The organism is Comamonas sp. A23, assembly GCF_004522605.1.
In the GTDB taxonomy this organism is placed as follows: domain Bacteria; phylum Pseudomonadota; class Gammaproteobacteria; order Burkholderiales; family Burkholderiaceae_C; genus Comamonas; species Comamonas thiooxydans.
Map to the genome: position 1 here is coordinate 453678 of NZ_RSDT01000001.1, position 12517 is coordinate 466194.

Consider the following 12517-nt stretch of genomic DNA (forward strand, 5'->3'; position numbering starts at 1 on the left):
GCGGTGTCGGTGGCCCGGCACGGCCACCGACAGGACGGTTGAGTTGAGAACAGCCCCTGGAGATGGGAGCACAGATGGCACTGCATATCATCGACCGCAGGCTCGCAGGCAAGAATAAATCGGTGGGCAACCGCGAGCGGTTTGTGCGGCGTTTCAAAGAGCAGATCGCGGAGGCGGTGCGCAAAGCCGTGTCTGCGCGCGACATCCGCCATATCGATCAGGCGGAAAGCATCACCATTCCGAAAAAGGACATTCAGGAGCCGGTCTTCAGGCATGGTCAGGGCGGTATCCGCGATATGGTGCTGCCTGGCAATCGCGAGCATGTGCGCGGTGACCGCATTGCCCGGCCGCCTGGTGGGGGCGGCGGTTCGGGGTCGCAGGCCAGTGATAGCGGTGAGGGGCAGGATGACTTCACTTTCACCTTGACCAAGGAAGAGTTCATGGAGCTTTTCTTTGAAGATCTGGCGCTGCCGCGCCTGCTGCGCAACCACATCGGCAATACCTTGCAATACAAGACAAGGCGCGCCGGCTACAGCCATGACGGCACGCCCAGCAATCTGGCGCTGGTGCGCACGATGCGCGGCGCCCTGGGGCGGCGCATTGCGCTGACCAAAGCTCCGCACCGTGAGCTCAAGGTACTGGAAGAACAGCTTGAAGCTCTGCTGGCGCAGGATGACGGCACCAGTGAGTCAGTCGCCGAGCTGCAACGCCGTATCGATACCTTGCGTGAGCGTATCGGCGCAGTGCCTTTCCTGGAGCAACTGGATCTGCGCTTTCGCAATCGCAGCAAGGTGCCCGTGCCCAGCAGCCAGGCCGTGATGTTCTGCGTGATGGACGTGTCCGGCTCCATGGATCAGGAGCGCAAGGAGCTGGCCAAGCGCTTTTTCATCCTGCTGTATCTGTTTCTCACAAGGCATTACGACAAGATCGAGATTGTTTTCATCCGCCACCACACCCAGGCGGCGGAAGTCACCGAAGACGAGTTCTTTCACTCCACGGAAAGCGGCGGCACGGTAGTCAGCAGCGCGCTGGTCCTGCTCGAACAGATCATCAGGGCCCGCTACCCGGTCAACGACTGGAATATCTATGTCGCCCAGGCCAGCGATGGCGACAACTTCAGCGACGACGGCGGCAAATGCCACAGCCTTCTGGCCGAAAGAATATTGCCGCTGGTGCGCTACTACGCTTACCTGCAAGTGGTGCTCGAGGAGCAGAGTCTCTGGGAAGAGTACAGCCGCCTGCTGCCGCTATTCCCCCATTTCGCCATGCGCAAGGTATCGGCGGCCAACGAGATCTACCCGGTGTTCCGCGATCTCTTCAAGAAGGATGGGGTATCGATATGAACCTCAATCTCTATCCCGTGCTGGATCTCAGCGCCAGCAGAAAGGCCGGAAATTCGCATGCCCAGGGGGAGCCGCGCTTTCGCGATGTGCCGCAGGCACCTTTGATGGCATCCCAGCGACCGGCGTCTCCCTTGCCCGACCCCAGCGACTGGACTTTCGAGCTGATCGAACAGTATCACGCGGCGATTGCTGCCACGGCTGAGCGCTACGGCCTGGATACCTATCCGAATCAGCTGGAGATCATCACGGCCGAGCAGATGATGGATGCCTATTCCAGCGTGGGCATGCCGGTCAATTACCGGCACTGGAGCTATGGCAAGGAGTTTCTGGCCACGGAGCGCCGCTACCGACGAGGCCATATGGGATTGGCCTATGAGATCGTCATCAATGCCAACCCCTGCATCAGCTATCTGATGGAGGAGAACAGCACGGCCATGCAGGCCCTGGTGATTGCGCATGCGGCCTATGGACACAACAGCTTTTTCAAGAACAATTATCTGTTTCGCATGTGGTCCGACGCGGGCAGCATCATCGACTATCTCGTCTATGCGCGCGACTATGTGGCGCAATGCGAGGAACGCTATGGCTTCGACACCGTGGAGCAGTTGCTGGATTCCTGCCATGCGTTGTCGAACTTTGGTGTGGACCGCTATTGCCGTCCCTCGCATAAAAGCCTGTCGCGCGAGCGCGCCGAGAGAGAGGCACGTGAAGCCTATGTGCAGCAACAGGTCAATGTGCTGTGGCGCACGCTTCCTGCCCGAAGGGACAAGGACAAGGACAGCACGACGCAAGGCAGCGAGCGCTTTCCCAGAGAGCCCGAAGAGAACATCCTCTATTTCATCGAGAAGAACGCTCCCTTGCTCGAACCCTGGCAACGAGAGATCGTGCGCATCGTGCGCAAGATCGCCCAGTATTTCTATCCGCAGCGCCAGACTCAGGTGATGAACGAGGGCTGGGCCACCTTCTGGCATTACACATTGCTCAACACTCTGTATGACGAGGGTTGGCTGACCGATGGCGTGATGCTGGAGTGGCTGTCATCGCATACCAATGTGATCTACCAGCCGCCCGCTGGCCACCGGGCCTTCAGCGGCATCAATCCTTATGCGCTGGGCTTTGCCATGTACCGTGATATTCGGCGGATCTGCGAAAAGCCGACCGAGGAAGATCGCCGCTGGTTTCCCGACATGGCTGGTACGCCCTGGCTGCCGGCGCTGCACCACGCCATGCGCAATTACAAGGACGAGAGCTTTGTCGGCCAGTTTCTGAGCCCGCACCTGATACGCGACATGCGTTTGTTCTCTCTGCACGATGACCCTGAGGAACGTGATGTTCTGGTCAGTGCCATTCACGATGAAGATGGCTACCGCACACTGCGCCAGTTGTTGTCTCAGCAATACGACCTGGGGACGCGCGAACCCAATATTCAGGCCTGGAGCGTGAATCTGCGCGGCGACCGCAGTCTTACTCTGCGGCATACCCAGTACCAGGGCAGGCCGCTGGCAGAAGATGCACAGGAGGTTCTCAAGCATGTGGCTCGCCTGTGGGGATTTGGCGTGCATCTGGAAAGCGTCAACGGCGATGGCGAGACACCGGTTTTGCTGCACTCGGTGCCTGCACCCTCGCATTGAGAAATCTCAAGTGGAAGTTGCTATAAACCCTTGCCTGTAAAGCGCTATAAGCTATCAAATCAAAAGAAAAAGCGCTGCAGAAGCAGCGCTTTTTTCTGAGTCAGGTCGTCAAGTGTGGCCGGCGGCCGGTTCTGTCCGGCCCCGGGGCCACAGCAGGTGCCTGTGCCCACCGTGCTCTTCGCAGCGCGACCGTCATCCCCTGTAGAGGATGGGGGGCACCAACATTTCTAAGGCCTTTGCGAATCAGAACGCGGGAACCACGGCGCCCTTGTACTTTTCCTGAATGAACTTCTTGGTGTCTGCAGAGTGCAGAGCGCTCATCAGCTTGGCAATGTCGGCGCCGTTGGCGCGATCCTTGCGGGCCACCACGATATTGGTGTAGGGCGAATCGGCACCTTCGATGAACAGGGCATCCTTGGTGGGGTTGAGCTTGGCTTCGATTGCGTAGTTGGTGTTGATCAGGGCCAGGTCGACATCAGCCAGTGCGCGGGGCAGCAAAGGCGCTTCCAGTTCCTTGAACTTCAGCTTCTTGGGGTTCTTGACGACGTCCAGAGCAGTGGGGGTCAGGCTCTTGGGATCCTTGAGCTCGATCAGACCATGCTTGGCCAGCAGAATCAGTGCACGGCCGCCGTTGGAGGGGTCGTTGGGAATGGCCACGGTAGCGCCATTCTTCAGATCCTTGATGTTCTTGATCTTGCTGGAGTAGGCACCGAAGGGCTCCACATGAACCTTGCCGTTGGGTACGGCCACCAGCGAGGTCTTGCGGTCCTTGTTGTAGCTGTCCAGATAGGGCTGGTGCTGGAAGAAGTTGGCATCCAGCTGCTTGTCTTCCACGGCAGCATTGGGCTGCACGTAGTCGCTGAACTCCTTGATTTCCAGATCGATGCCCTGAGCCTTCAGTGCGGGCTTGATGTGATTGAGGATTTCGGCGTGAGGAACGGCCGTGGCGCCCACCTTGAGCACGTCAGCAGCCTGGGCCGACAGCGCCAGAGTGGCAATAGCGATAGCAGAAAGAGCTTTCTTCAACATTGGTTCTGACCTTCTTCAGCAAGTTGCAATAAATTCCGGGCCTCATCTGGACCGCAGCGAACTAAGGTGCATAGTCTAGTGCCGTGTACCGACGTCTGCAGGACATTTTTCTTATTTGGTTATAAGAGCGTCGTTTTTTATACAAAATCTGATTTCGATTGACTGCCATGAATCCCGAAATGCTGGAGCGCCTGGTGCGCGTGCCTATGCCTTATGGCAAGTACAAGGGCCGTTTGATTGCCGATCTGCCCGGCAACTACCTCAACTGGTTTGCCCGCGAGGGCTTTCCCAAGGGCGAGATCGGTCAGTTGCTGGCCTTGATGCAGGAGCTTGACCACAACGGACTCAGCGCCTTGCTGGAGCCCATTCGCAAGGCTGCAGGGCTGCCGCCAAGAGCACAGGAATAGGCAAGAGAGGGCTGGCTGCGGTCGGCCAGATGAATATGCGGCAGGCGGGCCTGCAAAAGCCCTGGCAGTTTGCCTTTGGCCGGAAGCGGGTGACTGGCCCTTGGGCTTGGCCGACTGCGGCCAGGCCGCGAGTCTCCAAAATGACCTGCTTTGGCCTCGAAGGCGTTGTCAATCCTAGGCTCTGGATATGTATAGATGCAGCTGGTCGCAGGGTGCGGCCTCAAGCCTCGGAGTCCTGCGAGAGGTCCGAATGCTGAACAATGCGTCCCTTGCCTGCATGTTTGGCCGAGTACATGGCCTCGTCCGCACTCTGCATCAGGTTGGCCGAGGAACTATCTGCGGTGCTGATGGAGATACCGATGCTGCTGCCGACTTGCACCATCACTCCACCATTCAGTGCAATGGGCTGGCGCACGGCTTCCATGCAGCGCTTCATGACAGACATGGCCTCACCGGGAGTGTGCAAGCCCGATAGCAGCACCACGAACTCATCGCCGCCCAGGCGGGCAACGCAGTCGCCGGCACGGGCCTGGGCCGTCAGTCGGGCAGCTACCACACGTAAAACCTCATCGCCTGCGTCGTGACCCTGGGTGTCGTTGACCTGTTTGAAACCATCCAGATCCATGAAGCACACGGCAAGCATCTGGCCGTCTGCCAGCTCCTGGTTCAGCGTTTCCTCAAGTGCTCGGCGGTTCGCCAGACCCGTCAGAGCGTCGTGGTTGGCAAGGTGATTGGCGGCTTGTTCGCCTCGCTTGAGGGCGTCGATGTCCACCAGAATCCACAGCGACTCTTCGGCATTCAGCAGTGTGCCGGATGCATCCACCCACAAAAGCTTGCCCTCGGCATTCTGCACCTGGAACTGCGCGTGAAATTTGCCCCGAGCCAGCAAAGAGCCATAGGCTTTTTCGCCGATACGCCTGTAGGAGGCTTCGTCGGGGTAAAGCATGCGCGTGGATGCGCCCTGCAGTGCAGCTGCTGGCTGCTTGAGCAGACGGCGCATGGCGGGGTTGGTCCAGACGATCTTGCGCTCGCGCAGGCGAGCCATGCCGATCAGGTCATTGTTGATGACCAGTTCCTGCTCTTTGCGGATGCGGCGTTCACGCTGCTGCAGCCGGTACAGGGCTACCGAACCCAAAGCAATCAGGGCAATGCACAAGCCGGCGAGACCCCATGCACGCCAGGCGGAGGCGCGCCACATGACCATATAGGCTTCCGTACCCAGCCCGGTAAACACCGTCAGAGGATATCCGGGCAGCCGATGGTAGGCCGTGATGCGCTCCACGCCATCGATCAGGGTCGGTGTGATGTACCAGCCTTCCTCGCTGTTGCGGCTGATGGCCTGGTGATATTCGGACGAGACAGCGGCCTTGCCGATACCTGCGTCGGCATCCTGGCTTGCAGCCGGATAGCGCGCGACCAGCAGTGCCTGATCGGTGCGCAATGCCATGGCGCTGCTGGTGCCGAACGACTGGCGCTGGAATAGCTGGTGAAAATGTTCGGCCGCGACAATGGCATAGACGATGCCCTGAAACTGGCCGCCCTCGGCCTGAAGACGCCTTGCCAGCACGATAGACCATTTTCCGAAGGAGTGGCTGATCAGAGGCTCGGACACCACCATTCGGTCCGTTTCGCGGGCTTGAGCGAAATAGGCGCGTTCCGCCACTGAAAACGGCACATCAATTTCGCTGGGAGTGATGAGTACCTCGCCAGCACTGTCTGTGATGCGCAGGGCGGTGACAAAAGGAATCAGGGCACGCTGTTCCTGAAGCATTTCGTACAAGGCAAAGTTGGCCGCGGAAAGTCCGTCAAGGCTGCGTGCGCGGTAACGACTGGCAATCGATGACAGAGCGTTGTCCACCAGTCGCACCTCTGCAGCCAGCTCCAAGCTCAGGCTGCGCGCTTGGTGCCTGGTGACGGCTACTCCCAGGTCCATGTCCGCGCGGTAATTGGCATGCACGCCAAGCCAGGTGGCAAAGCACAGCAAGGCCGCTACCAGCAGGTTGCCGAGCACGATGCGATGCAAAAGCTTGTGAGAGCGAAAGCTTGTCATCTTGATTCTTGAGGTCCTTGAATACCAACCTGGGTCGGAAACGGCTCGGTTCCGGACACTTGCATCAACCACCTGCCGAGTAAAGCATCGCAGAGCTCAACAGCGCAATAGTCTTGCAATCATCCAGCAGGTGTCGGGAGCTTGCTGCGAGCATGCTCCCGAGAGGGGCGCCGCCTGCGCGAATGGCCAGAAGTGGGGCTCCAGGCATCGATGTGTTCCTGGTGCGTGATTGTGCAGGGGCGAGCCCTTTCTCCATGCTTGTCGCGGGCACAAGGCGATGCGTTCCGGCAGATGAGGGCTCTGAAGCATATGCGGAAATAGTGAAGGCCTTGAGAAAATCTGAAATGAGAATTGATATCATTTGAGGTCTTTTTGAGATCTATTCCCATTGCACCATGCCCGTTGTCGAAACAGCCTCCCATCGTGAAGTCGCAGCGCTTTACACAGATCATCACGGTTGGTTGCAGGGCTGGTTGCGCCGAAAGGTCGGCAATGCCTTTGACGCAGCAGATCTGACGCAAGACACTTTTGTCCGTATCCTGGGCGTGCGTGAGCCGCCGCGTCTAGAGTCGCCGCGTGCTTATCTGACCACCGTGGCCAAAGGGGTGCTTGTCAACTGGTGCCGGCGGCAGGCGCTGGAGCGTGCCTATCTGGAGGCTTTGGCCCTGTTGCCGGAACCTGAAGCACCGTCGCCGGAGCACCGGGCCCTGGTGCTGGAGGCCCTGCATGAGATAGATGCCATGCTTGATGCCTTGCCGCCGCTGGTACGGCGCACTTTTCTGCTTTCGCAGCTGGAGGACATGAAGTACGACGATATCGCCTCGCAGCTGGGCGTATCGCTGACCAGCGTCAAGCGCTACATGGCCCAGGCTTTCAGGCAGTGTCTGGCGTTGATGGAATGACTGCAATGGATGCACGTTTGCTGGACGAGGCTGCGGATTGGCTGGTCCGTCTGAACGATGAAGGCCTGACGGCTGCCGAACGCGTTGCCTTCGAGCGCTGGCGCCAGGCCAGTCCGGCCCATGAAGGTGCCTGGATGCGGGCCGAGCGGCTGATGGACAAGCTGGGCGGGTTGCCGCCGGCGCTGGCCATGCCGGCGCTGGGCCGATCACAGCGTCGCAGCCGACGGGCCGCTGTGGCCAGGCTGGCTGTTTTGCTGGCCGCCGTGCCTGGTGGCTGGATGAGCTGGCGTTTGGCACAGCAGCAGGGGTGGGCAGCCGACCTGCGTACTGTCGCGGGCGAGCAGCGCCTCGTGACATTGGCCGATGGCAGCCGTTTGCTGCTGGATACAGGAACGGCCGTCGATGTCCGGTTTGATGCTCATCAGCGCCTGATACATCTGCACCGGGGCTCGATCTTGCTGGAAACTGCTGCCGATCCCAGTGGCGTGGACCGGCCGTTGCTGGTGGCGACGGCCGTGGGGCGCCTTCGGGCGTTGGGCACACGCTTTTCGGTGCAGCAGAACAGCGAGGGCAAATTCGTGGATCTGGCCGTAACCCAGGGTGCGGTCGAAGTCACATTACTCGGAGCCTCTCAGCCCACGCTGGTGGTGCCCGCGGGCAACTGGGCGAGGTTGACTGCGCTGGGAGCAGGGGAGCTGCAGACGGTACGACCGCAGCAACTGGCCTGGGTGCACGGCATGCTGGTGGCGGACGCCATGCCCATGGCAGAAGTCTGCGCCCAGCTGTCGCGTTACCGGCCCGGCCTGCTGCACTGTGCCCCGGAGGTGGTGTCCATCAAAGTGTCGGGCGCGTACCCTTTGGCCGATACCGACCGGGCCTTGGCCATGCTGGCCGAAACCTACGCCGTGACGGTGCATCGGCGCTGGCAGGGTTACTGGGTCACGGTGGCGGCCCGCTGAGTTTACAAGCAAGGCATCTTCAAAAAAATGCACGAAGGTGAGACTTTCCGGGAAGTTGTTTGGCAAGCAAGGTGAACCACTCATTTTTGCTTCCAAAGGACTGTCTTTCATGCCTGCTTCCATGGCCTCCCGTTCTCTATCGAATCCTGTAATCAGCCCGGTTGCGCGCGCCGCCCAGCTTGCCTTGCTGGGCTGGGCGCTGGCGGCGACCACCGTGCAGGCTGCCGAGCCACCCGCAGCCGGGCAGGCTCAGGCTTACCGGATAGAAGCAGGGCCGCTGGGCCGGGTGTTGTCCGAGGTGGCAGCTACGGCCGGCATGGCACTGTCGTTCGATCCTGCGCTCACACAAGGTCGGCAAAGCCCGGTGCTTTCCGGCAGCTATACGCCGCGCGAGGCACTGCAGCGCCTGCTGGCTGGCAGCGGGCTGGAGCTGGTGTCGCGTCACGGCGGCAGCTACACCCTGCAAAGGCAGGCCGTGGCGCCCGTCTCGAGTGAGGAGGGCAGCACGCTGTCCGAAGTGCGCGTCACGGCTCAGGCCGAACGCAGCGGCACCACCGAAGGCACGGGCAGCTACACCCAGACGGGGCCCAGCCGCACGGCAACGGGTCTGGGCCTGACTCTGCGCGAGACGCCGCAGTCGGTAAGCGTGATGACACGCCAGCGCATGGATGACTTCAAGCTGGAGACGCTGGCCGATGTGCTGGAGCAGACGCCGGGCATTGGCGTCTATCGCCAGAACAACGCGACGGACTTTCAGGCCCGCGGCTCGGAGATGAATCTGCAGGTCGACGGCATGTCCCAGCTCAGCAACGGCTGGTACTTCGTCACCAGCACCATGTATGCACTGGACGATATGGCGGAGATGGACCGTGTCGAGGTGCTCAAGGGCTCGTCGGGACTGGTTGTCGGCAAGGGCGGCTATGGCGCCACCGTCAATCTGATCCGCAAGCGTCCCACGCGTGAGTTCCAGGCCAGCGTGCGCGCCAATGCCGGCAGCTGGGATACCTATCGAGCTCAGGCCGATATAGGCGGCTCGCTCAACGAGGCGGGGACGCTGCGCGGCCGCGTGGTTGCGTCCATGACGGATGCGGGCAGCTTTCGCGACAACGAAAAGAGCAACAGCAAGATGCTGTTCGGCACGCTGGAGGCGGATCTTACCCCCGATACCCTGCTGAACCTGGGCATCACGCTGCGCCAGCGTGAGGCACGCGGCTTCGGCACGACCCGACCCATCCAGCGCTACACCGCAGCGGGTGCCGAAGTGGGACTGATGCCACGCTCGTTCAACAACGGTGCGCCCTGGTCGGGCTATGAACAGGAAAGCACCGAGCTCTTCGGCAGCGTGGAGCAACGTCTGGCCCATGACTGGACGGCAAGCCTGAAGTTCTTCCATCAGAGCGTGAAGATGGACGACATGAAGCTGGGCTATCTCTGGAACAGCACAACCGCTGCCTATCTGCCATGGCAGGACGTGGAAAACCGCAACTGGTCGGTCAATCTCGACGTCAAAGGTCCTTTCACCCTGCTGGGCCGCACGCACGAGCTGCTGGCCGGCGTGGGCATGTCGCGCTACCACAGCGGCTTGCTCTACGGCAGCTCCAAGAACGTCCCGCTGGCCAACCTGGGCCTGAGTTACGCCCAGGGCGGCGGCGCGCTGGCCCAGCCCGACTTCGGCAACTGGAACTATGACCGGCATGTCTTCAACCAGCGCCAGCGCTATGCCTATGCGGCAGGGCGCTTCCGTCTCGCAGATCCGCTGCAGCTGATTGCCGGCATGCGTGTGACGCAGTACCGCCAGCATGATGTGACGCCCACCTGGTGGAATTACGATATGCGCGAAACCGTCACCACGCCTTATGCGGGCCTGGTCTATGAAGTGCACCCCCAGGTCTCGCTGTATGGCAGCTACGCGACCATCTTCAAGCCGCAAAGCGCCCAGGACGAGCAGGGGCGTACCCTCGATCCCGAGCAAGGCAAGACCTATGAGGTCGGGGCCAAAGGCGAGTTCTTCGACAAGCGGCTCAACGCCAGCATCGCCCACTTCTGGATGAAGACCGATAACTCGGCCGAGGAGACAGGCGGTTTCACCCCTGGCGGCGATATGGCCTACCGAGCTGTCAGCGGTGCCACGCGGCGTGGCTGGGAGCTGGAACTGTCGGGTGAGCTGGCACGCGGCTGGCAGGTGCAGGGCAGCCTGGTGCAGCAAAACAGTTCGCTGACCAGCTCCAGCCAGTATCCCAAATACCAGCTCAAGCTCGGCAGCACCTACCGCTTCGACGGCGGCTCGCTGCGCGGCCTGACGGTGGGAGCAGCCACTCGCTGGCAAAGCAAGACCTCGACCAGCGACAGCCGCAACACTCTGGCGCAGCAGTCCTATGCAGTGCTGGATCTGATGGCCCGCTACCAGGTCGACAAGCATCTGTCGCTGAGCCTGAACGTGAACAACCTGCTGGACAAGAAGTACTTTGCCGGCGTTAGCAGCCTGGGCGGCCTGTACTACACCTGGGGTGCGCCGCGCAGCGTGAATGTGGGCATGCGCTACGACTTCTGAGCGGAGGCAAGGGGCTATCAATAACCATAGCTATCATCGATTGATGCTATTACATTTCGGGTATTTTTATATCTGAAATCATATAGATGATGGTGAAGATAGCTATTGTTTTATTGCTCCAGTGCTAGAGCCTGCAATCTCTTGCGTTCCATATGCGCGGCTCATTCTGAGCGCAAAGTCCTGGGTGAAATGATGTTGTTGAGAATGATTCCTATTTATTGGAGTATGATCCACTTCCATGGAAATGACAGCCTCCTTCACCCGCGCGCTGCTCTCGGGCTTCGACCGGGCCTATGCGGACCTTTTGCGCGCAGCCACGCGCAGCACGGGCTGCCGCGAGGAGGCCGGCGATGCCGTGCACGACACCTGGTTGAGGCTGGCAGAGCATGCGCAGGCGGCTCAGGCTGAACAGACAGGGCCTGTCGACAGCAGCGGCGCGGCCCCGGGGCCGCGCGATGCGACCGCCTATCTGGTCGTCATGGCACAGAACATGGCCCTGGATGCACAACGCCGCCGCAGGCGTCATGGGCGTTACCTGGATGCCGAGGCCGTGCGCGAGCAGATGGCTCCCAGCCATGCGCCCGACGTGGCCGAGTCCGTCATGTACCGGCAGGCGCTGGCGGCGCTGGAAGCCGCGCTGGTCGCGCTGCCCGAGCGCAGCCGCAAGGCCTTTGTGGCTCATCGCGTGCATGGCGTGCGCCAGGCAGAGATCGCGGCGCGCCTGGGCGTGTCGCTGAACACTGTGGAGCGTGACCTTATCCAGGCCAATGCCTGCATCGAGGATGCGCTGCACCGCTGGCGCGGCAGCAGCCCGGCCGGTGCGCAGCGCGCGGGCCATGCGGGGCGGCGCCGCAGCCTGGGCGCCTTGCTGGGACTGGCGGGCGTGGGGATGGGCGGGGCTGCCGCCTGGCAGCAGTGGCTGCTGTATCGCCAGACCCATGTGCAGTGGCAGGCCAGCTGGAGCAGCGCACGCGGCCAGCAGGTGCGCCACGGCCTGCCCGACGGCTCGAACCTGCTGCTGGATGCGGCCAGCAGTGCCCGGGTGCAGTACTTCGTGGCGCGGCGCGCGGTCACGCTCGTCCAGGGGGCGGCCTTTTTCGAGGTGGCCCGCGACGAGCAGAGGCCTTTCACGGTCGAGGCCGCCGGCGTGCGGGTGACGGTGCTGGGCACGCGCTTCGGCGTGGACATCGAGGAGGGGGACCAGGGCGGACAGCGGGTTTCCGTGCAGGTGGCTTCCGGCCGGGTGCGGGTGCAGACGCTTGGCGCGGATGCCCGGTCCTGGCAGACGCATGAGCTGGGCGCGGGCCAGGGGCTGCGCCTGGAGAGAGGCGCGGTGGTGCGCACGCAGGCTGCATCCGGGGATGCGGCGGCCTGGCGCCATGGCGAGCTGGTGTTTGCCGACACCACGTTGGGCGAGGCGCTGCAGCGGCTGGGGCGCTATGCGCCTTTTGAGCTGCAGGCTACCCCCGAGGCCGCGCGCCTTCCCTTGAGCGGGCGCGTGCGCATCGCCCAGGCCCATGCCTGGGTCAGGGCCCTGCCGCGGGCTTTGCCGGTGCAGGTGCGCCAGCAACCCGGTGGCGGCCTGCTGCTGGCACTGGCTCCGTGAGCGGCCCCGCAACCGGCGCGGTGAGCGGACCAGTTTTTT

General features: G+C 61.7%; 9 protein-coding genes. 7 read left to right on the forward strand and 2 right to left on the reverse strand.

Annotated features, from left to right (window positions below; translation table 11 throughout):
- Positions 1 to 74: 74 nt before the first annotated feature.
- Positions 75 to 1343 (forward strand): YeaH/YhbH family protein, encoded by a 1269-nt coding sequence (locus EIC84_RS02160; RefSeq protein ID WP_003062953.1) that lies wholly within the window; start codon positions 75 to 77, stop codon positions 1341 to 1343.
- Positions 1340 to 2974, forward strand: a complete 1635-nt coding sequence (locus EIC84_RS02165) for a SpoVR family protein (RefSeq protein ID WP_003062951.1) — start codon at positions 1340 to 1342, stop codon at positions 2972 to 2974. The genes EIC84_RS02160 and EIC84_RS02165 overlap by 4 nt, the downstream gene beginning before the upstream one ends.
- Before the next feature lie 243 nt (positions 2975 to 3217).
- On the opposite strand, the gene EIC84_RS02170 is transcribed toward EIC84_RS02165, so the two are convergent.
- Positions 3218 to 4003 carry a MetQ/NlpA family ABC transporter substrate-binding protein gene (locus EIC84_RS02170; RefSeq protein ID WP_003055852.1) on the reverse strand — a complete coding sequence of 262 codons (786 nt, stop codon included), beginning with the start codon at positions 4001 to 4003 and terminating at the stop codon, positions 3218 to 3220.
- A 167-nt stretch (positions 4004 to 4170) separates the two neighbouring features.
- On the opposite strand from EIC84_RS02170, the gene EIC84_RS02175 reads away from it, so the two are divergent.
- Positions 4171 to 4410 carry a DUF3820 family protein gene (locus EIC84_RS02175; RefSeq protein WP_003062948.1) on the forward strand — a complete coding sequence of 80 codons (240 nt, stop codon included), beginning with the start codon at positions 4171 to 4173 and terminating at the stop codon, positions 4408 to 4410.
- A gap of 220 nt (positions 4411 to 4630) precedes the next feature.
- Here the strand turns inward: EIC84_RS02175 and EIC84_RS02180 are convergent, their stop codons facing one another.
- The gene (locus EIC84_RS02180; protein WP_003062947.1) at positions 4631 to 6460 is read right to left on the reverse strand and encodes a sensor domain-containing diguanylate cyclase; all 1830 of its coding nucleotides are present in this window, start codon (positions 6458 to 6460) and stop codon (positions 4631 to 4633) included.
- Positions 6461 to 6855: 395 nt separating this feature from the next.
- Here EIC84_RS02180 and EIC84_RS02185 point away from each other — a divergent pair, with 395 nt between their 5' ends.
- The 4 genes from EIC84_RS02185 to EIC84_RS02200 all read left to right on the forward strand — a co-directional run bounded on the left by EIC84_RS02185 (position 6856) and on the right by EIC84_RS02200 (position 12478).
- Positions 6856 to 7362, forward strand: coding sequence for a sigma-70 family RNA polymerase sigma factor (locus EIC84_RS02185; protein WP_034361556.1), 507 nt, complete (start codon positions 6856 to 6858; stop codon positions 7360 to 7362).
- A 5-nt stretch (positions 7363 to 7367) separates the two neighbouring features.
- On the forward strand, positions 7368 to 8321 hold the full coding sequence (locus EIC84_RS02190) for a FecR domain-containing protein (protein WP_003062943.1): 954 nt from the start codon (positions 7368 to 7370) through the stop codon (positions 8319 to 8321).
- A 109-nt stretch (positions 8322 to 8430) separates the two neighbouring features.
- Positions 8431 to 10872 carry a TonB-dependent siderophore receptor gene (locus EIC84_RS02195; RefSeq protein ID WP_034361603.1) on the forward strand — a complete coding sequence of 814 codons (2442 nt, stop codon included), beginning with the start codon at positions 8431 to 8433 and terminating at the stop codon, positions 10870 to 10872.
- 238 nt (positions 10873 to 11110) lie between these two features.
- Positions 11111 to 12478 (forward strand): sigma-70 family RNA polymerase sigma factor, encoded by a 1368-nt coding sequence (locus EIC84_RS02200; RefSeq protein ID WP_134737292.1) that lies wholly within the window; start codon positions 11111 to 11113, stop codon positions 12476 to 12478.
- Positions 12479 to 12517: the final 39 nt, after the last annotated feature.